The organism is Sphingobium sp. DC-2 (assembly GCF_000722555.1).
In the GTDB taxonomy this organism is placed as follows: Bacteria; Pseudomonadota; Alphaproteobacteria; order Sphingomonadales; family Sphingomonadaceae; genus Sphingobium; species Sphingobium quisquiliarum.
The window spans coordinates 277,906-298,083 of record NZ_JNAC01000165.1; the positions used below are offsets into that span (position 1 = coordinate 277,906).

Consider the following 20,178-nt stretch of genomic DNA (forward strand, 5'->3'; position numbering starts at 1 on the left):
ATGATGAAGATCAAGCATGGCGTCGTGGCGCTGCTCGTGGCGGCGGGTCAGGGAAGCCGCGCGGGCGGCGACATGCCCAAGCAGTTCCGGCAGATCGCGGGCAAGCCGGTGCTTGTCCATGCCGTCGATGCGCTCGCTGCCCATGCCGCGATCGACGCCATCCTGCTGGTGGCGGGAGCTGGGCAGGAAGAGGCCGTACGCGCCCTGCTGCCCGGCCGCCCGATCGCCGGGATCGTCGCGGGCGCAGACAGCCGCCGGGGATCGGTTCGGGCGGGCCTTGAAGCCATGGCCGCATCGGGAGGAGCGGAACGCGTCCTCATTCACGATGCCGCCCGCCCTTTCCTGCCGGGCGAGGTGATCGATCGACTCCTGTCCGCACTCGACCTTCATGCCGGAGCCGTCCCGGCTCTGCCTGTCGCCGATACGCTGGTCAGGGGCGATGAAGGCCGCGCCGGGCCGGTCGTGGACCGCAGCGCCCTTTTCCGCGTGCAAACGCCCCAAGCCTTCCACTTCGATGCGATACTCGCTGCCCATCGCGGATGGGACGAGGACCGCGAAGCTACCGACGATGCCCAGATGCTGCGGGAACAGGGCCATGACGTCATCCTTGTCGAAGGCGATGAAAGGCTGGAGAAATTGACCTATCCTCAGGATTTCGCCCGGGCCGAAGCGCGCCTGTCCGCCCAGCGCACGACACGCGTCGGCATGGGCTATGACGTCCATCGCCTTGCCGCTGGCGAGGAATTGTGGCTGGGCGGCGTGCGGATCGACCATGATCACGGCCTTGCCGGGCACAGCGACGCCGATGTCGCCCTCCATGCCATTGTCGACGCGCTGCTGGGAGCCTTGGCGGAGGGCGATATCGGCAGCCACTTCCCCCCATCCGATCCGCAATGGCGGGGAGCGGCCTCGTCCCGCTTCCTCGAATATGCCGCCGATCGTGTAACCGCGCGCGGAGGGCGGATCGAGCATATCGACCTTACCATCATCTGCGAAGCGCCCAAGATCGGGCCGCATCGCGATTCCATCCGTCAGCGCATCGCGGAGATTCTCGCCATCGGCCTTGACCGGGTGAGCGTGAAGGCGACCACCACCGAACGCCTGGGTTTCACCGGCCGCCGCGAAGGCATCGCCGCGCAGGCGGTTGCAACCCTCGCCCTCCCCGCGCTATCCTGACCATTATGCCTGACAGCATCCTTCCCGCGCCGCTGGTCGATCTTGCCGAGCGCGTCATCATCGCCAACCGCCGCGCTGGCCGCACCATCGCCGTGGCGGAAAGCTGCACCGGCGGGCTGGTGTCGGCCGCGCTTACCGAAATCGCCGGTTCGTCCGACGTGTTCGAAGCGGGATTTATCACTTATTCCAACGATATGAAGAATGAGCTTCTCAAGGTCTCTCAGGATGTGCTGGAGACCTTCGGGGCTGTATCGATCGCGACCGCCTGGGCAATGGCGCAGGGGGCGCTGATCAAAAGCCATGCCAGCGTCGCCGTCGCCATCACGGGCATCGCGGGGCCGGGCGGTGGGTCGGAGCAGAAGCCCGTGGGCACGGTGGTGTTCGCGCGGGCCGAACGCGGCGCGTCACCGGATACCGTCCTTGCCGACATGCGGCACTTTGAAAATAATGGCCGCGGCGGCGTGCGCCTTCAGGCGGCGCTCTGCGCGCTGGAGCTTTTGCTGCCTGAATCTCCGTAAAGCTGCGCCGCCCGCGTTTCGAACGCGCCGATCATCTTGCGCAGCGCCTTGTCGAACATCTGCCCGGCCAGCATCTCGAACAGGCGGTTCTTGAATTCGAACTCGACTTCGAAATCCACCAGCGTCCCGCCCTTGCCATCGTCGCGGAAGCGCCATTCATTGTGCAGATGCTTGAGCGGGCCCTCCAGATAATCGACCCGGACATAATCGGGCCGATGCTTGTGGACTCGGGAGGAAAAGCTTTCCTTGATGCCCTTGAACCCCACGATCATGTCCGCGACCATTTCAGCATCACTGTCTGACCGGACGCGGATCGCGCTGATCCACGGCAGGAATTGCGGATAGGCCGCCACGTCCGACACCAGGTTGAACATCTGGTCCGGTGTATAAGGCAAAGGCCGCGTTTCGTGATGCTTCGGCATTGCGGATCAGCGCGCCTGCTGTTTGGCCAGTTGTGTTTCACGCGCCGCCCGCATCTCGGCAAAATCCTTGCCTGCATGATAGCTGGAGCGCGTCAGCGGACTCGACGCGACTTGCAGGAAGCCTTTCGCCCGCGCGATCGCGGCATAGGCGTTGAACGCCGCCGGGGCGACGAACTCCATCACCTTCGCATGCTTCGGCGTCGGCTGAAGATATTGGCCCATGGTCAGGAAATCGATGTCGGCCGATCGCATGTCATCCATCACCTGATGCACTTCCAGCCGCTCCTCGCCCAGGCCCAGCATGATGCCGGACTTGGTGAAGATCGACGGGTCCAGTTTCTTCACCGACTCCAGCAGCCGCAGCGACGCATAGTAACGCGCGCCGGGGCGAATGGTGGGGTAAAGCCGGGGCACTGTTTCCAGATTATGGTTATAGACGTCCGGCCGCGCGGCGACGATCATCTCGACCGCGCGCTCATGCTTGTTGCGGAAATCGGGAGTCAGTATCTCGATCGTCGTGCCCGGCGTGGTCCGGCGCAGCGCCTCTATCACCTTCACGAACTGCGAAGCGCCACCATCGGGCAGGTCGTCGCGGTCCACCGAGGTGATGACGATATGCTCCAACCCCATTTCCGCGCAGGCGTCGGCCAGATTCTGCGGCTCATTGGGATCGACCTTGCGCGGCATGCCCGTCTTGACGTTGCAGAAGGCGCAGGCCCGCGTGCACACGTCACCCAGGATCATGACCGTGGCATGCTTCTTGGTCCAGCATTCCCCGATATTGGGACATGCCGCTTCCTCGCACACCGTCGCCAGCCCCTTTTCGCGCATCAGCTTGCGCGTCTCGTGGTAACCGGGGCTGACCGGCGCCTTCACGCGTATCCAGTCCGGCTTGCGGACGCGCTCGGGCTTCAGGGCGGCGTTCGGGACGACATCGTTCATGCGCCCCAGATAGCGATGCAAGCACGCTCTTGCCAGCCCCCAGATTGTCCGGCAGAGACTTGCCCATGACCGACTTTGCAGACATGCTCCAGGGCTATCGCCGCTTCCGCAACACTGGCTGGACGCAACAGCGCGGGCGATGGGACGAACTGAACGAAGGGCAGAGTCCCGGAGTCATGGTCATCGCCTGCTCCGACAGCCGCGTCGATCCGGCACAGATTTTCGACACCCTGCCCGGCGAGATATTCGTCGTACGCAACGTGGCCGCGCTGGTCCCGCCGTTTGAAACGACTCCGGGCCATCACGGCGTTTCGGCCGCCCTCGAATTCGCGGTTCAGGTCCTGAAGGTCCGGGAGATCGTGGTCATGGGCCATGGCAAATGCGGCGGCTGCAAGGCTGCGCTCAGCCAGGAATTGAAGGATGCGCCTCCGGGCGAAGGTGGCTTCATCCACAACTGGATCGACATGCTGGACCCTGCGCGCGAAACGGTGATCAGCCGCTTTGGCGACGATCGCGGGCGCGACGCGCACCGGGCGATGGAACAGGAAGGCGTGAAGGTCAGCCTGGCCAATCTGCGCACCTTCCCCTGCGTGCGCTCCAAGGAACGTGCTGGCGAGTTGAAGCTGATCGGCGCCTTCTTCGCCATCGCTGACGGGCAACTGCATCTGCTGGACGAACAGAGCGGGAATTTCCATCCGGCGGCGCTGGAATCCGCCTGATGGCCTCGACGATCCCCAGCGGCAATGTGGCCCTGCTGATCGACGCCGACAACGCTTCCGCCGACCATTTCGACCCGGTACTGACGGTTCTGGCCGAACTCGGCACTGTCAACATTCGCCGCGCCTACGGTAACTGGAGCAAGCCCGCTCTCAAGGGATGGGCGCGCCAGGCCGTTACCCAGGCAATCGAAACGCAGCAGCAGTTCGATCTGACCAAGGGCAAGAACGCCACGGATATGAAGATGACGATCGACGCCATGGACCTGATGGCGGGCGGACGCGTCACCGGCTTCGGCCTGATGTCCAGCGACAGCGATTTCACGCCGCTCGTCACCAGGATACGCCAGGAGGGAATCGACGTATACGGCTTCGGATCGGAAAAGACGCCCGAAGGTTTCCGCCGCGCATGCACCCGCTTCATCGACGTGGCGGCGCTCGCCCGGTCGCTTGCCGAAACTGCCGGACAACCCCTGCCGGAGGTGACCGCCGCCGATCCCGCTTCCGCGCAGCCGGATGAAACAGCCAAGAGCGGCGTCAAGAAGGTGGATGATGAAGTCGTGCGGCTCCTGATCGAAGCCTATGACACGGCCAAGCGCGACCAGAATGGCTTTGCAGCCCTGGGACCCGTTGGCCAGCGGGTCGGCAATCGTTCCAGCTTCGACGTGCGCAACTATGGCTTCAAACGGCTGTCCGACCTTGTGCAGGCCATCCCCAATTTCATCACGGAAACGCGTGAAAATGGCCAGACCTGGATCAAGCGGGTGCGTTGATGACCATGATCGCACGGCATCTGCTGATCACCGGCCAGGTGCAGGGCGTCTTCTACCGTAACTGGACCGTGCAGACCGCGCGCGATCTCAACCTTGCCGGATGGGTCCGTAACAAGGCGGACGGGCGCGTCGAAGCTTGGGTGGAAGGCGCACCCGAAGCGGTCGAGCTATTCATTCAACGCGCCCACGAGGGGCCGCCCGCTGCGAGAGTCGCGAACATCGACTCCGCCGAAGTGGCACCAGAGGGACTAACAACCTTCGATAAGCGTCCGACAGCCTAAGGGCGCGGCCAAGCATCAATAAGACGCGCCGTCCATCAGACGCTTCAACTGCGCTACTGCATGCGCAGGAGTACCGCGCTTTTTTCCAAACCCGCCCCCGGTTCTGCAAACTCAGAAAGCGGGAAATGGGAAGAATAAGGCATCAATAAAAAAAAGGCCGATCCCGAAGGACCGGCCGGAAAGTTTTTAGGAGAGGATGCCTGAAAGGCCCTTCCTATGTGCGATGCGGCATTAAATTCCGCAAGTGCGAAAGCCGTTATCCGCGTTGCAATTTCTGCAACTGCCAGTTAAATCAGCGAGTTAGCTTCTTATAGGCAAGGCTGGTCGGACGATCCGCCGCATCGCCCAGGCGACGGCGCTTGTCTTCCTCATACATTTCGAAATTGCCCTCGAACCATTCGACATGGCTGTTGCCCTCGAACGCCAGGATATGCGTGGCCAGACGATCGAGGAAGAAGCGGTCGTGGCTGATGACCACGGCGCAACCGGCGAAATTCTCGATGGCCTCTTCCAGCGCGCCCAGCGTTTCGACGTCCAGGTCGTTGGTCGGTTCGTCGAGCAGCAGCACATTGCCGCCCTTCTTCAGCATCTTGGCGATGTGGACGCGATTGCGCTCACCGCCCGACAGCTTGCCGACATTCTTCTGCTGGTCCTGCCCCTTGAAGTTGAAGGCGCCCACATAGGCGCGGGTCGACATATCGTGCCCGTTGACCTTCACATAATCCAGGCCATCGGACACTTCTTCCCAGACATTTTTCGACGGGTCTAAATGGTCGCGGCTCTGGTCGACATAGCCCAGGCGCACGGTCGAACCGACATCGATCTCACCCGAATCGGGCTGTTCCTGCCCGGTGATGATCTTGAACAGCGTTGACTTGCCCGCCCCGTTCGGTCCGATAACGCCGACGATGCCGCCCGGCGGCAGCGTGAAGGACAGATTCTCGAACAGCAGCTTGTCGCCATAGGCCTTGCTGATGTTCTTCGCCTCGATCACCTTGCCGCCAAGGCGTTCGGGCACCTGAATGACGATCTGCGCCTTGCCAGGGATGCGGTTCTCCTGGCTCGCGACCAGTTCCTCGAACTTCTTGATGCGCGCCTTGGACTTGGTCTGCCGGCCTTTGACGCCAGCACGAATCCATTCCAACTCGTCCTTGATCGCCTTCTGGCGGCCGGATTCCTCGCGGTCCTCCTGCTCCAGGCGCTTGGCTTTCTTCTCCAGATAGGTGGAATAGTTGCCTTCGTACGGGAAATATTTGCCGCGATCGAGTTCCAGTATCCACCCGACCACATTGTCCAGGAAATAGCGGTCGTGGGTGATCATCAGCACCGCACCGGCATATTCCTTCAAGTGATTTTCCAGCCACTCGACGCTTTCGGCATCCAGATGGTTGGTCGGTTCGTCCAGCAGCAGGATGTCCGGCTTCTGGATCAGCAGGCGCGTCAGGGCGATGCGGCGTTTTTCACCGCCCGACAGATTGTCCACCGCCCAGTCCGAAGGCGGGCAGCGCAGCGCTTCCATCGCGATTTCAAGCTGGTTGTCGAGCGTCCAGCCGTCGACTGCGTCGATCTGCTCCTGCAACGACCCCATCTCTTCCATCAGCGCATCGAAATCGGCGTCTTCCGGCGGATCGGCCATGATCATGCTGATTTCGTTGAACCGATCGAGCTTGTCCGCGATCTCGCGCGCGCCGTCCTTCACATTTTCAAGGACAGTCTTGGCAGGGTCGAGCTGCGGCTCCTGCGGCAGGTAACCAACGGTGATATTCTCACCCGGCCATGCTTCGCCGGTAAAATCCTTGTCGATCCCGGCCATGATCTTCATCAGCGTGGACTTGCCCGCGCCGTTCGGGCCGACGATGCCGATTTTGGCGCCGCGATAAAATTGCAGGTTGATGCCGTTGAGCACCGGCTTCTGGGCGCCGGGAAAGCTCTTGGTCATGTTCTTCATGACGAAGGCGTATTGGGACGAGGCGGACATGGCTTGAAGCAGCTCCGATGGGGTAAACAGGAAAATTTGGCCCGGAGTTAGCGAACGCCGCGCACGTTGGCAAATGGGTGATGGCCGGTTACACCATCATTCATGCAGAAAATCCGACCGTTTTCGCTGGTTATGCTGCTGCTGAGCGGCATGGCTGCCCCCTCCCTCGCGCGAGGCGCATCGGCCGATCCTGTCGAGGCGATTCGATCGGCCGCGCTGGCGGATCAGACGGCCTATGATTTCGTGGAGGGACTCACCACCGAAGTCGGCCCCCGCCCCGCAGGAACGCCGCAGGAGGCGCGCGCCCGCGACTGGGCCGTGGCGCGATTGAAGGCGCTAGGCTTCTCGAACGTGCGCGCAGAATCTTACCGCATGCCGGTATGGGAGAGGGTGCGGGACGAAGCGCAGGTGCTGGCCCCCTTCCCCCAGAAGCTCGTGCTCGCCGCGCTTGGCAACAGCGCCTCCACGCCTGCCAAGGGTATCGAGGGCGAGGTCGCCTATTTCCCGTCCCTCGCCGCGCTCGAAGCGGCTCCCGAAGGCAGCCTGAAGGGCAAGATCGCTTTCGTCAGCCATGCCATGCATGCGACGCAGGACGGGTCTTCCTACGGCTATTTCGGCGCGGTCCGCCGTCAGGGGCCCAGCATCGCTTCCAAAAAGGGCGCGATCGCCATTCTGATCCGCTCGATCGGCACGGACAAGCATCGGCAGCCGCACAGCGGCGTCCAGATGTGGGCCGATGGCGTCAAGCCGATCCCGGCGGCGGCGCTCAGCATCCCGGATGCCGAACAACTCACGCGCATCATCTCCCGCGGACAGCCGGTGCGTGTCCATCTGACGCTTATCTCCAGGATGCTCAAGGACCAGCCATCCGGCAATGTGATAGCGGAGATTCCCGGCAGCGACCCGGCCGCCGGACTCGTCCTCGCCGCCTGCCATCTCGACAGTTGGGATCAGGGCACTGGCGCGATCGACGATGCGTCAGGCTGCGGGATCATCGCTGCCGCGGCCCTGCATGCCGCCAAAACTGGAACACCCCGCCGGACCATCCGCCTGCTCCTTGCGGGCGCGGAGGAAGTCGGCGGAGACGGTGCCAGGGCCTATTTCGCCGCGCATGCCAGCGAACGCCACGTCCTTGCCATGGAATCGGACTTTGGCGCCGATCGCATATGGCGCGTCGATTTCGGTTTTGGGAAAGGGCAGGAAGCGATTGCCCGGCGGATCGCGGACGCGCTTGGGCCATTGGGCATCGCGGCCAGCCGCGTCGCTGCGGGCGGCGGCGCGGATATAGAGCCTCTCGTGAAATCGGGCGTTCCGGTCATCGACCTTCAACAGGACGGCACGCGTTATTTCGACATTCACCACACGCGGGACGATACGCTGGACAAGGTCGATCCAGCGCAATTGCAGCAGAATGTCGCCGCCTGGGCAGTTACTCTCCATTTGGCGGCAAACGCATCGGAATCACTAGCCAATAAGTGAACTTTTATTGTAGACAACGACCCGTCGCGTGATTCCGTCGCTTCACCGACGTAGAAAAGCATTGATTTGTGCAACGCACACGTTAATGCGGGTCGCTCGCGTAGGTGACGTCATGAACGGACCAACGCGGCAATATGCTATGGGAGCCGTACACAATGAAGAAGATCGCTGTTGTTTTCGCTTCGGCCGGCCTGATGGCCCTCGCCGCTTGCGGTGAGAAGCCGGCTAACGAGACCGCGAACGCTTCGAACGCTGTTGTCGAAAACGTCGTCGAAAACGCTGCCAACGCAGCCGACAACGCTGCCAACGCGGCTGACAATGCTGCTGACAACGCCGCGAACGCTGCTTCGAACGCCGCGAACGCTGCCGAATAATCTTCGCGTCAGCGAGATTTCCGAAGGGCGGGCCGTTTGGTCCGCCCTTCTTCGTTGTGGCGGGCGCATCCGTCAGCAACATGGATGGTGGGCCATTCCCGCCATCAACGCCGATTGACGGCAAGCCTCCTTCGCCGCTAAGGCGCAAGCGTCGGGGAGTAGCGCAGCCTGGTAGCGCATCTGCTTTGGGAGCAGAGGGTCGCAGGTTCGAATCCTGTCTCCCCGACCAATTTCACTCTCATGCCCTATCCCGGCTGAGTCCCCGCACCGGGACCGGCCTCAAAGCGCATAGTCGATCTGAGCCCAGAATTTCCGGCTGTCAGCGTCCCCCGCAAAGCTGGCGATGCCCTGCCGGTCATAATCGGCATATTTCACAAGGGCGCTCAGATGCGTGTCGATCTTCAACGTCAACTGCGCATCATATTCGTCGCCATAATGGATCGACTGCCGGTCGCTGCTGAATCGATGAAAGGTGAATGACGCCACCAGCGGTCCCGCCTTCCCCACCTTGGGCAAGCTATAGGCGACCCCGGCATAATAGTCCTGAAGCCCTGTCGCGGGGGTCGTCAGGAATTTGTCGGCCCAGCCGTTGAACTTGTGCAGCGTCGCAAAGGGCGTCTGAAAGGCGAATCCTCCCGCAGCACCGGCCGCGTCCCGATCCGATCCCAGCAATTCATATCCAGCGGTCAGCTTGAACGCCGCGACGTCCAACCCCAGCTCGGCCGCAACATAATCCGCCGAATAGTCGACCGGGTTTTTGGCACGATCGCTTTGCCGGGCATAGCTGGCCAGATAGCTGAGCTTCACCTTTCCCGTAAGCGGCACGGCCCCGGCAAAGCGCGCGCCATAGGTCTGGCTGCTGTTGCGGAGCAGCGCGGGTACAGCCTCGTCCTGGTCCACCAGATAGGCAAAGCCCGTCACGGTGCCCAGCTTCGTCTTGTAGGAGACATTGGCGAAGACATTGTCACCGTCGATCCGCGTCGGCCGGTTGGCCGATCCGAACTTCCCGCCATCAATGCCCCAGATCGTCCGTGCCGAAATGGCGTAGGTGACATCGACCTTCAGGTCCTTCACCCCCATATATTCGATGCGCAGGGCATCGAACGTCTGCTCATTCTGCCGCCATGCCACGGACCCGACAAAGCGCTGATCGTCCAGATTGATGCGCTGACGGCCCAATGTGACGATCAACGGCCTGGTCCGGTATTGCAGCTGGACCCGGTTCACCTCGACATTTTCAGGATCGGGCACGATCGGATAAAGCGTCTTGCCGTTCACGCCGCTATTATAATCCTCGTCAAGGGCGAGCGTCCCTTCGGCCTCGGCCAGGAAAGCGAACGGACCCTTCGACAATTCCCCGCCAGCGCGCATCCGCATCGTCACGGCATCGGCATCCCGGCTTTCCTGCAAGGGCAAAGGGCCGTCCTGCTCCACCATTTCATAGCGCAGCCGCGCGTCGATGATCGGCTTGAACATGACCTCCTGCGCCAGAACCGGCGTGGCGGCACTGGCCAAAGCACTCGCCGACAGCATCAGACAAACATTCCTCATACGTCCCCCTCATCGCTCCCGATGGCTTGAGCCATTCAGGGCGCCCTCTCCCCAGATCCTTCCCGGCCAAGCCCGTCCCGGCGCGGAAGGCATGCAGCCAGCCGCCGCCGGAAACCTGCTCCGGTCGAAAGGAAGATGAAGTCCGCGGCGCGCATTCGCGTCCACGGCTGAAAAGCAACAAAAAAGCCGCCAGGAAGCAGGTCTGTCGGACCTGTCCGGGCGGCGTCATTGCCAATTTCGATCCACTGGGATCGCCAGCAACCCTCACCGTCATCGGCAAGGATCACCTATGTACCGAAGCTACCCTGCTCCGGCGAAGGAAAGCTGTCATCGATTGGATCGAGTCGCAAGCGATTTTTTTGCACCGCACAATTTTGCCCATGCGCCGGCGCGTCCGCATAGATAAACCGATGTGAGGATTGGTGGGCCCGGCAGGACTCGAACCCGCAACCTAGCCGTTATGAGCGGCCAGCTCTAACCATTGAGCTACAGGCCCCACCTGTCGCGGGATTAGGAGGCATCAGGCGGCTTTGCAAGCCTCTCCGCGTCGCGGCACGGCGGCAAGCAGCTGCTCCAGCGCCGCCGCCTGAACATTGCGCCTTGCAAGATGCTCCAGCACCCCGTCCCACCAGCGATAAAATGCGGTCAGATCGCTCTCGTCCCGCACATAGGGCGTATGCCCCGGCTCAAGCGTGGGCGAATGGAAGCTGAAGCTCAGCACCCTCACACCTTCCTCCATCAGCGCGTCGATTGCCCGGATGGCGTCGCGCAGCGGCACGCCTTCGGGCGTCAGCGGCACGCGGCTCAACATGCCCGCCCGCGCCAGCGCGCCACCCAGCCGCCCCGCGCGCCGCGCCGCTTCATAACAGCGCCCGCCCGACCGGCGCAGCAGCCCGGTAAAGGCGGTGGACAGCGGCAACTCCATCAGCCGCCGCCCAGGCCCTGCCCAATAAGGATGGAGCGGCATTCCCCTGAAATCCGGCCCATGCTGCCCGGAATAATCGAAGCGGCTGCGCACGGAACTGTCGAGCTTGAACCCCAACCCCTCCAGCAATCGCGCGCTATGGGGTCCGACGCCGTAGCGCCCCGCGCGGTATACGATGGGCCGCTGCCCGAACCGGTCCGCGATGCGCTGGCAAAGCGCCTCCAGCTTGGCTCGCTCCAGCGCTTCGGGCAGGAATCCCGCATAACTGTTCGCCGCCGTCACCTGCTCCACATGAGGAGGGTTCACCCATGGATGCAGGTGCGCGCCGATGTCCGCCGCTCCATCCGCCAGCCAGCGCCCCATCATCGCCGCCGCCGCATCGCTGTCCACAACCGGATAGTCCGTCACATAGACAGGCCTTATCCCGGCCGCCGCGAAATAGCGCTGCCCGCGCTCCATGCCCGCCAGCGCAGTGACGGCATTGGCAGACCGGTTGAAAGGGGCGTTCCAGTCGAACTCCTCCTCCGTATCGACGAACAGCATGAAGCGCGTGCCGAATGCCGGGTCGAGCGCGATCATATCCTCAGGCGCTGGCGGGCGGAGCAGATTGCCGTCATGGAAAACAGGGGTCATGCCCCTGTGCTAGCGCGCAATGGTTGCGATTGAATTGCTCTGTTCAGGCGTTGCCCGCCGCATCTTCCCTCAGGCCCAGCGCAGGCATGGACAGCAGGAAGCGATCGGGCGTGATCTGCAAGGTCCCGCCGCTCCCGGCCGCCAGACTGCGGATCAGGCGCAGGGAAAAGCCAAGGCCCAGCAGAGGCCCGTCCGCCCAATCGCCCTCCGCCGTATAGCCGGGATCGAGCAGCTGTTCTTCCTCAAGGTCCGCCAGGCTCGCCGGGCGATCGACGCCCAGCACCACGCAGCCATTGCCGCCATCATGCTGGAACCAGCAAGCGCCGGTCAGCGCCTCGCCGGGAGCCATTACCGAAATGACCGTGCGCATCAGATGCTGCACCATTCGTTCGCCCTGCACTGGATCGATGCGGACGAGCGGCAGGGAAGATCCCATGTCGATATCGACCTGCGCACCGCTGCCTTCGCCCTGCTCCTGAAAGCGGGTGGACACTTGCGTCACCAGCAGGGCAGGATCGACGGCGCTCAGCATTTCGCCCCCCTCGCCGCGCGAGACGCGGGCGGCCAAATCCAGATCGTCGAAGGCGGCGAGCAGATGCCGCGCGTCGATCGCGATCTTGCCCGCCATCTCGCGATATTCCGGTCCGCTGGGTCCGAACAATTCCTGTTCGATAATATCGGCAAAGCCCAGAATGGCGTTCAGCGGCGTTCGCAGCTCATGCACCAACTGCCGCAGCGAATCCGCCGAAAGCCCGGCGACCGACACCGGCTCGGCCAGCGGCGCGGCGGCCACCTCGTGCAGATAAGGCCGTCTCGCCTGCCCGCGATAGCCCTGAAAACGGCCCGATCGCGGATCGAAGAAGGGGGTGGCGGACAGCCTCCATTCCCCCGCCATGGCTCCGCCAACGATGGTGAAGCGGCCGTTCTGGAAACCGCTGCGGCGCAGGAAGGCGCCAGCCACGCTGCCGTCCGGCCCGCTCGCGCCCGGCAGCGATGTCTCGCCCAGCGACAGGCCGATCAGCGCGGCGCGCGGTCCCTGGTCGATCCATATGATCATGCCCGCCGCGTCGGTTTCGAAAGCGAAGCTGCGCACGCTCGTCGCATCTTCGACGCGGGGCGGCGCTGCCGTCGCGTCGGGAGAACGCCGCGTGCTGGTGAAGCGTTCGATGCGGCTGACAAGGTTGCGGATCTGGTTGTCCCCAGCCTCCGGCTCGTCCGCTTCCGCCGGGGAAGGCGCGTCCTGCCGCAACCCGGCCGGAGCGTCCGCTTCTCCGGCGCTTTCCTGCGCGGCGGGGACGACCATGTCCTCGGTCAGCAGCATGTCCTCTGCCGCATCCTGCACATCGGTGGTCAGCACCAGGTCGGCCGGTCCGAACGCCTCCAGCGCCTGCACCGCCGCCGGTCCCAAGTCCCGCCGCCCCCGCAGCACGCCGCGCGCCGTCGGCGTCAGTTGCGGCAGAAGCTGTGCCCATATCTCATCCGGCAGCCGCGCGCGCGACATGGCCGCCGCGGCGATAGACGGGCGGTCGCTGGCGAAAAATTCCACCAGCGCAGGCGATCGCAGCCGCGCGCCCAGCTCGACCACCGTCGCGATCCGCTGCGTTTCGGACAGTTGCGGCCGCAATTCCTCCAGCCGCCCCAGCAACGCCGCGCGCTCCTCTTCCGGCAGCGGCTTGCGGTCGGCCCTGTCATTCTGCGCCAGCAGGTCCACGCATTGCCGCCACAATGTCACCGCGCCCAGGCCGCTTCTATTCTCTGCGGCCAGAACCGTCTGCATCAGATCGTTGAAGCGCACATCATTCCCCATTGAGCCCCAGCAGCATGCAGCACCGGCCGCAGGGGAAAATCACGAGTGAAGAATAGGGCTTCGCCCGCCAAAACGAAAGGGACGCGCCATGACCATTTGGGATCGTCGCATAGTGGGACAAATTGCATTGCCCTGAAATATTATTATGATGCCGGGCAAGAATCGAGAAAGGAAATAAGCGAAGCGATGGCCGGTCCCAATATCGACGACATCGATCTGCATATCCTGGGCGAGTTGCAGCAGGACGGCCGGATGACCAATGTGGAGCTTGCGCGCAAGGTCGGCCTGACCGCCCCGCCCTGCCTCCGCCGCGTCCGCGCGCTGGAGGAAAGCGGCGCGATCAATTCCTATCATGCGGTCGTCAACCCGGCGATGCTGGGCTACACCATCACGGTCTTCGCCATGGTCAGCCTCAAGAGCCAGGCGGAAGCGGACCTCAAGGCGTTCGAGGACCATATCGCCACCCTTCCCGAAGTGCGGGAATGCTACATGCTGAACGGCGAAATCGACTTCATCCTGAAGGTGGTCGCGCGCGACCTGCAAAGCTTCCAGCAGTTCCTGACGTCAAAGCTGACGCCCGCGCCGAACGTGGTGAGCGTCAAGACGTCGCTCACCATCCGCACGTCCAAGAACCTGCCCGGCGTGCCGCTGCCGGTCTGACCGGCAGCGGCCTTGCCCTAGCTGGCCGGGGAAGCGGCAGCCGCCGGGTTTTGCGCGACCTTGCGGCTCTGCTGGTCGATCCACACCGACCAGAAACCGGCGACATTGGCCCAATTGCCATTGACCTGCGCCAGCGCCGCCTTGCCGCCCGCCAGATCGCCCGACCGTGCCAGCGCGATGCCTAGCCGGGTATTGGCCCGGTTCTGATCGATGCCGCCCTTGCTCAGCGCCAGCCGGTATTGCTCCACTGCCTGAGGAAACTGGCTGAGCGAGAAATAATCGTCCGCAACCGCCAGCGCGGCGGTTCCGTCCTTCGCGGACGCAGCCTTCTTCGCGGCGGCGGGCAGAGCGGCGATCTGCTTGGCGGCCTTGGGCGTTACACTCTTCATCAGCGACGCGGTTGTTGCTTGCGTCGCGGTCAGCTTGCCAGCGGCGCGCCCGGCTTCGATGATCGCCTTGGCCTCCGCATAGTTGCCCGCCTTTTCGGCGAATTGCGCATAGGCCTGATAGTCGCGCTCGCTCGCCATCGCGCCATTGGCGGCCTGCAAGCGGTAGAGATCGAGCTGGACCTGGGATTCCATGCCGGGCGCTGTCAGATAATTGACCAGCCCGGAACGCCACTCGCCCGCCGACTCATATTTCGTCAGCCGTTCGCGGTAGAGCGATCCGACTTCCTGCCAATCCCCGGCGGCATAGGCCATGGAAATGGCCCGGTCATACCAGGCGGCCGGGATCGGCTGGCCAGAGGCCCGCTGACGGGCGAGCGCTTCCTGGACATAGGGGCGCGCATCCTTCGGCTTGTTCTTGCGCAGGTAGATGTCCGCGCGCAGCATCGTCGCATCGATCCCGTCATAGCCCAGCGTCTTGGCGTAATCGAGCTGGGCCAGCGCATCGTCATAATTGCCGACGACATAGGACAGGTAGCCAGCGACGTAGCGCAGGCGCGGCGCATCCTTCTTGGGCACCGAACTGGTCTTGAACATATCGGTCAGCGCGACGCGCTGCGCCTGGAAATCGCGTTTCAGCACCGCCATTTCGAACCGCAGCCCTGCCGCCACATAGGCTTCGAAATCGCTCGACGGCATCAGCCCGGCGATCCGCGCCTGCGCCGACGCCGCGTCTCCCGCCTTGATCGCTGCGTCGGCGGCCTGCGCCGCCGTGCGGAAGGATTCGGACATCTGGACGACAGGCCCGGCCGGGGCCTTCTTCGCCATCGCTGGTGTCCCGGCCGCCATCAATGCGGCAGCGGCCAGAAACCCGTAATTCATAGTCGATAGTCGCACGCGGGCCATGTCGGGCCGTCCCCTTTTCATTTCCGGCGTCTGAGCGCCGGTCCCTGTTCTTTCACCGCTACTGGAATGAGGGCGCGCCCGCACCGGACAGGCGCGCCATTCTCATCAGGCCTTGGTCGCCAGATAGGCGAGCCACAGGTCGGCGATCTGCTTGCGCGTGCCGCCCTGCACGGACTGGAACGCCGCCTTGGCCGACGCGACATCGCCGCCCAGCGCCTTTGCTATGCCCAGGCGCGTGTTGACCTCGTCGGCGTCGACGCCGCCCTTCTGCTTGGCCAGTTCGAACATCGCCGCGGCCTTGGCATAGTCGCCATAGCCCAGATAGGCGTCGGCGGTCGCTGCCGCGATCTTGCCATTGGCCGCCTTGCGCGCGTCCGCTTCCGCAGCGGGGAGCGAGCTTTTGTCGCTGCTGATCCTCGGCGTCGCCGTCTGGTAGAGGTCGGCCCCGGCCGATCCGCTCAGCACGCCCTTCGCCCGCCCCGCGTCGATGGCCGACTTCACTTCGCCATAGATGCCGGTCTTGGACGCCATTTCGGCATATTCGGTATAGTCGCCCGCGACGACCAGCCCGCCCGACGCCGCCATCAGGCGCAGCACGTCCAGATTTTCGCGGTTGGTGATGTTGGGATTGGACTGCTGGAACAGGCGGACGAGCGTGCGAAGATTTTCGCCGCTCGGCTGCGCCTGATAGGCGGCCTTCGCCCATTCGGCGGTTTCAGGCAGGCGGGCGCTCGCGGCCCGGCTGACGCCGATCTGATACCATTGCGCGGGAACCTGCCCGCCGGCCGCCTTGGTCGCGTCGACCGCAGCCTTCAGCGCGGCAAGGCCCTGCTGGTTGAGGCTGCGCGCCGGTTCGGCGCCCGCATTGGCGGTGCCCGCCTTGCCGAAATAGGCCTGGGCCAGCGTGACATTGACCATGTCCGGCTTGTAGCCCGCCTGGATCGCCGCCTTGCCGCGCGAGATGGCGAGGTCGTAATTCTTCGCCTGCAACGCCTGTTCGGCGGCGACGGCGTTGAACTGGCCCGCCTGGTCGGGCGGCGTCAGGCCGCTGTCCAGCATCTGGGCCAGCGCCTCACCCTGCAACGCGCTGTCCTTCGCGGCGATCGACGCGTTCAGCTTGATCGCGCCGATCTGATATTTGTCGTCGTTCGACTGCGCCTTGGCGTCGGCTTCGGCCAGCGCGGCCTTTGCCGCCGCGAAATCATTCTTCTGGGTGGCCGCCTGCGCGGCTTGCAGCGACTTGATCACGTCCGGCGAGACGTTCAGCTTGGGCGCGCCGCCCTTCTTCTCATCCTTCTTCGCCGCCATCGCCGGGGCCGAAACAGCGCCGCCGGTCAGCGCCAGAGCCAGCGCGAGCGCCACTGGGGTAACAAATCGCATGATCATCTTCTCCTCTGCGCCCGGGGGACAGGCGGCCTTTGGTTAAGCGCCGGGTAGGGGACGGCGCGTGAATGACGTTTGAACAGCGTATATGCACCCCTTTGCGGCCTGTCAGCCCCTTCTTGCAGCTTGATCGACGCGAGCGCGCGCGCGTGCGTGAGGGGTGACAGATTTGTTTCGCTCCGCTAGTGCATGAGCAACGAAACAGTTCCATCCAAAAAGAGAATCGCATTGACCGACGAGACTGCCCTCGCCGACCCTTCGGACATCAGCCCCATCTCCATCGTGGACGAGATGAAGGCGAGCTATCTCGACTACGCCATGTCGGTGATCGTCGCCCGCGCCCTGCCGGACGTGCGCGACGGATTGAAGCCGGTGCATCGCCGCATCCTCTTTTCCGCCCATGAATCGGGCTTCCAGTATAACAAGCCCTATCGCAAGTCCGCGCGCATCGTCGGCGACGTGATCGGTAAATATCACCCTCATGGCGACAGCGCGATCTATGACGCGTTGGCGCGCATGACGCAGGACTGGTCGATGCGCGTGCCGCTGATCGATGGTCAGGGGAATTTCGGTTCCATGGACCCCGATCCGCCGGCGGCCATGCGATACACCGAAGCGCGCCTTGCCAAGGTCACCAACGCGCTGCTGGAGGATCTCGACAAGGACACCGTCGATTTCCAGCCCAATTATGACGCCTCCGAAAGCGAGCCGCAGGTCCTGCCCGCGCGCTTCCCGAACCTGCTGGTCAACGGCGCGGGGGGCATCGCGGTCGGCATGGCGACCAACATTCCGCCCCATAACCTTGGCGAAGTGATCCGCGCCTGCCTCGCCTATATCGACAATCCGGCGATCAGCGTGGACGACATCATCCAGATCGTTCCTGGCCCCGATTTTCCCACCGCTCCGCTGATCCTCGGCCAATCGGGCGCCCGCAGCGCCTATCATACCGGGCGCGGCTCGATCATGATGCGCTCGCGTCATGTGGTGGAGGAAGGCCGCGGCGACCGCCGTTCCATCGTCCTCACCGCTATCCCCTATCAGGTCGGCAAGAACGGCCTTGTGGAAAAGATCGCCGAAGCCGCCAAGGACAAGCGGATCGAGGGGATCAGCGACATTCGCGACGAATCGAGCCGCGAAGGCGTGCGCATCGTCATGGACCTCAAGCGCGACGCCACGCCGGAAGTCGTGCTGAACCAGCTCTGGCGCAACACCCCGGCGCAGTCGAGCTTCCCGGCCAACATGCTCGCCATTCGCGGCGGCCGCCCCGAACTGCTCAACATCCGCGACATTATCGAGGCCTTCGTCCGCTTCCGCGAAGAGGTCATCACCCGCCGCACCAAGTACGAACTCAACAAGGCCCGCGACCGCGCGCATATCTTGCTGGGCCTCGTCATCGCGGTCACGAACCTTGATGAAGTCGTCCGCATCATCCGTGGTTCGGCCAGCCCGGCCGAAGCGCGCGAAACCCTGCTCGCCCGTGACTGGCCGGTGGCGGAGATCGCGCCCTATCTGCGCCTGGTCGAAGCGATCGAGACCGAAGCGACCGGCGAGACCTATCGCCTGTCGGACACGCAGGTGCGCGCCATCCTCGACCTGCGCCTGCATCGCCTGACCGCGCTCGGCCGTGACGAGATCGGCAACGAACTGGCCGAACTCGCTTCCGCCATCGCCGAATATCTCGAAATCCTCGGCAACCGGCAGAAGCTCTACGCCGTCATGCGCGAGGAGTTTGAGGCGATCGAGCGCGACTTCGCCACCCCGCGCCTGTCGGAGATCACCGCCGCCGCCGATGGCATCGAGGATGAAGACCTGATCGAGCGCGAGGAGATGGTCGTCACCGTCACCGTGCAGGGCTATATCAAGCGCACCCCGCTTGAGAGCTTCCGCGCCCAGGGGCGCGGCGGCAAGGGCCGCTCCGGCATGGCGACCAAGGATGAGGACGCGATCACCGAACTGTTCGTGACCTCGACCCACACGCCGGTCCTCTTCTTCTCGACAGCGGGCAAGGTCTATCGCCTGAAAGTCTGGCGCCTGCCCGAAGGCGGCCCGGCGACGCGCGGCCGCCCGATGGTGAACCTGCTCCCGCTCGGCCCCGGCGAAACGATCCAGACCGTCCTGCCGCTGCCGGAGGATGAGGATAGCTGGAAGGACCTGCACGTCATGTTCGCCACTGCGAACGGCACGGTCCGCCGCAACAGCATGGACGCCTTCGCCAACGTGCCCAGCAACGGCAAGATCGCGATGCGCTTCGATGACGAGAGCGAGGATCGGCTGATTGGCGTTGCGCTGCTTTCCGAGGAGGATGACGTGCTGCTCGCCACCCGTCAGGGCAAGGCGATCCGCTTCAAGGCTACCGATGTGCGCGAGTTCCAGAGCCGCACCTCGACCGGCGTGCGCGGCATGACCCTGAAAAAGGATGATGAGGTTATTTCCCTCTCCATTCTTCACCGCGCAGGCACCACGCAGGATGAGCGCGAGGATTATCTCCGCTTCGCCCCGTGGAAGCCGGAGAAGGAGGGCTCGCCGCAGATGAGCGACGAGCGTTTCGCCGAACTACAGGGGAAGGAACAGTTCATCCTCACCGTCTGCGCCAATGGCTATGGCAAGCTGTCCTCGGCCTATGACTATCGCCGCACCGGACGCGGCGGCCAGGGGATCACCAATATCGACAATATCGGGCGCAACGGCCCGGTCGTCGCCAGCTTCCCGGCGCGCCATGGCGATCATCTGATGCTCGTCACCGATCAGGCGAAGCTGATCCGCATGGGCCTCGATTCCCTGCGCGTCATCGGCCGCAACTCGGCAGGCGTCCGCCTCTTCAACGTGTCCGATGGCGAGCATGTCGTCAGCGCCGCGAAGATCGAGGAAAGCGACGAGGAAACCGAAGTGACCACCCCGGCGGGCCTGGAAGTCAGCCCGGACGTCAGCCCCGAAGCCGACCCGGACCTCAGCGAGGAGTGACCGACCTCTTCGCCTACAAGATCCTGACCAGGGATCAGTATGACCAGCTAAAGGCCGACGGCACGTTCAAGGGCGCGCCCGTCGACCTGCGGGACGGCTACATCCACCTGTCCACCCGCGAGCAGGCCGCCGAAACCGCCGCCAAGCATTTTGCCGCCCAGGACTATCTGGTGATGCTGATGATCGACCTCGCCCCCTTCGGCGAGGCGATAAGGTGGGAAGAGTCACGCGGCGGCGCCCTCTTTCCGCACTTATATGGGGACTGTCAGGATTTCCGTGTGTGGCCGGGCATAATGGGCAACAAGGA

The 20,178-nt window shown here is 63.8% G+C and carries 18 protein-coding genes and 2 tRNA genes; 11 read left to right on the forward strand and 9 right to left on the reverse strand.

Annotated elements, in window-relative coordinates; all coding sequences use genetic code 11:
- A complete protein-coding gene (locus tag ET21_RS0125300) occupies nt 1-1,176 on the forward strand; it encodes a bifunctional 2-C-methyl-D-erythritol 4-phosphate cytidylyltransferase/2-C-methyl-D-erythritol 2,4-cyclodiphosphate synthase (protein WP_030541853.1) in 1,176 nt (391 codons plus the stop codon).
- 5 nt (nt 1,177-1,181) lie between these two features.
- Nucleotides 1,182-1,694, forward strand: coding sequence for a CinA family protein (locus ET21_RS0125305; RefSeq protein WP_030541854.1), 513 nt, complete (start codon nt 1,182-1,184; stop codon nt 1,692-1,694).
- Here the strand turns inward: ET21_RS0125305 and ET21_RS0125310 are convergent.
- Nucleotides 1,646-2,116 carry a type II toxin-antitoxin system RatA family toxin gene (locus ET21_RS0125310; protein ID WP_021236637.1) on the reverse strand — a complete coding sequence of 157 codons (471 nt, stop codon included), beginning with the start codon at nt 2,114-2,116 and terminating at the stop codon, nt 1,646-1,648. The genes ET21_RS0125305 and ET21_RS0125310 overlap by 49 nt on opposite strands.
- Nucleotides 2,117-2,122: 6 nt before the next feature.
- Complete coding sequence (lipA, locus tag ET21_RS0125315; protein WP_051768325.1) at nt 2,123-3,058, reverse strand: lipoyl synthase; 936 nt, start codon at nt 3,056-3,058, stop codon at nt 2,123-2,125.
- A 65-nt stretch (nt 3,059-3,123) separates the two neighbouring features.
- Between lipA and ET21_RS0125320 the strand changes: the two genes are divergently transcribed.
- Genes ET21_RS0125320 through ET21_RS0125330 form a run of 3 tightly spaced genes read left to right on the forward strand, consistent with a single transcriptional unit; the run spans nt 3,124 to nt 4,828 of the window.
- Nucleotides 3,124-3,777: a carbonic anhydrase gene (locus ET21_RS0125320; RefSeq protein ID WP_030541856.1), complete on the forward strand. Its 654-nt coding sequence runs from the start codon at nt 3,124-3,126 to the stop codon at nt 3,775-3,777.
- Nucleotides 3,777-4,547: an NYN domain-containing protein gene (locus ET21_RS0125325; protein ID WP_030541857.1), complete on the forward strand. Its 771-nt coding sequence runs from the start codon at nt 3,777-3,779 to the stop codon at nt 4,545-4,547. Before ET21_RS0125320 ends, ET21_RS0125325 begins: the two co-directional genes overlap by 1 nt.
- The gene (locus ET21_RS0125330; RefSeq protein WP_030541858.1) at nt 4,547-4,828 is read left to right on the forward strand and encodes an acylphosphatase; all 282 of its coding nucleotides are present in this window, start codon (nt 4,547-4,549) and stop codon (nt 4,826-4,828) included. The genes ET21_RS0125325 and ET21_RS0125330 overlap by 1 nt, the downstream gene beginning before the upstream one ends.
- A 292-nt stretch (nt 4,829-5,120) precedes the next feature.
- Here the strand turns inward: ET21_RS0125330 and ettA are convergent, their stop codons facing one another.
- Nucleotides 5,121-6,806 (reverse strand): energy-dependent translational throttle protein EttA, encoded by a 1,686-nt coding sequence (gene ettA, locus ET21_RS0125335; RefSeq protein WP_021236642.1) that lies wholly within the window; start codon nt 6,804-6,806, stop codon nt 5,121-5,123.
- 102 nt (nt 6,807-6,908) lie between these two features.
- Here ettA and ET21_RS0125340 point away from each other — a divergent pair, with 102 nt between their 5' ends.
- From ET21_RS0125340 to ET21_RS0125350, 3 genes are all read left to right on the forward strand, one after another.
- Complete coding sequence (locus ET21_RS0125340; RefSeq protein ID WP_030541859.1) at nt 6,909-8,285, forward strand: M28 family peptidase; 1,377 nt, start codon at nt 6,909-6,911, stop codon at nt 8,283-8,285.
- Nucleotides 8,286-8,440: 155 nt separating this feature from the next.
- A complete protein-coding gene (locus tag ET21_RS0125345; RefSeq protein ID WP_021236644.1) occupies nt 8,441-8,659 on the forward strand; it encodes a hypothetical protein in 219 nt (72 codons plus the stop codon).
- Nucleotides 8,660-8,811: 152 nt separating this feature from the next.
- Nucleotides 8,812-8,888 (forward strand) — tRNA-Pro (locus ET21_RS0125350).
- Nucleotides 8,889-8,938: 50 nt separating this feature from the next.
- On the opposite strand, the gene ET21_RS0125355 is transcribed toward ET21_RS0125350, so the two are convergent.
- From ET21_RS0125355 to ET21_RS0125370, 4 genes are all read right to left on the reverse strand, one after another.
- Nucleotides 8,939-10,210: an alginate export family protein gene (locus ET21_RS0125355; protein WP_030541860.1), complete on the reverse strand. Its 1,272-nt coding sequence runs from the start codon at nt 10,208-10,210 to the stop codon at nt 8,939-8,941.
- A 420-nt stretch (nt 10,211-10,630) separates the two neighbouring features.
- Nucleotides 10,631-10,706 (reverse strand) — tRNA-Ile (locus ET21_RS0125360).
- Nucleotides 10,707-10,730: 24 nt separating this feature from the next.
- Nucleotides 10,731-11,768: a polysaccharide deacetylase family protein gene (locus tag ET21_RS0125365; RefSeq protein ID WP_030541861.1), complete on the reverse strand. Its 1,038-nt coding sequence runs from the start codon at nt 11,766-11,768 to the stop codon at nt 10,731-10,733.
- 43 nt (nt 11,769-11,811) lie between these two features.
- A complete protein-coding gene (locus ET21_RS0125370) occupies nt 11,812-13,575 on the reverse strand; it encodes a HAMP domain-containing sensor histidine kinase (protein ID WP_030541862.1) in 1,764 nt (587 codons plus the stop codon).
- Nucleotides 13,576-13,761: 186 nt separating this feature from the next.
- Here ET21_RS0125370 and ET21_RS0125375 point away from each other — a divergent pair, with 186 nt between their 5' ends.
- A complete protein-coding gene (locus ET21_RS0125375) occupies nt 13,762-14,235 on the forward strand; it encodes an Lrp/AsnC family transcriptional regulator (RefSeq protein WP_021238354.1) in 474 nt (157 codons plus the stop codon).
- Nucleotides 14,236-14,252: 17 nt separating this feature from the next.
- Here the strand turns inward: ET21_RS0125375 and ET21_RS0125380 are convergent, their stop codons facing one another.
- Together ET21_RS0125380 and ET21_RS0125385 are read right to left on the reverse strand one after the other, a co-directional pair.
- On the reverse strand, nt 14,253-15,503 hold the full coding sequence (locus tag ET21_RS0125380; protein ID WP_037471865.1) for a hypothetical protein: 1,251 nt from the start codon (nt 15,501-15,503) through the stop codon (nt 14,253-14,255).
- A gap of 129 nt (nt 15,504-15,632) precedes the next feature.
- Nucleotides 15,633-16,907, reverse strand: a complete 1,275-nt coding sequence (locus ET21_RS0125385; protein WP_030541864.1) for a hypothetical protein — start codon at nt 16,905-16,907, stop codon at nt 15,633-15,635.
- Nucleotides 16,908-17,138: 231 nt separating this feature from the next.
- Between ET21_RS0125385 and gyrA the strand changes: the two genes are divergently transcribed.
- Together gyrA and ET21_RS0125395 are read left to right on the forward strand one after the other, a co-directional pair.
- Nucleotides 17,139-19,871 carry a DNA gyrase subunit A gene (gyrA, locus tag ET21_RS0125390; RefSeq protein ID WP_030541865.1) on the forward strand — a complete coding sequence of 911 codons (2,733 nt, stop codon included), beginning with the start codon at nt 17,139-17,141 and terminating at the stop codon, nt 19,869-19,871.
- A partial coding sequence (locus ET21_RS0125395; RefSeq protein WP_051768322.1) for a DUF952 domain-containing protein occupies nt 19,868-20,178 on the forward strand: 311 nt, incomplete at its 3' end. The genes gyrA and ET21_RS0125395, both read left to right, overlap by 4 nt.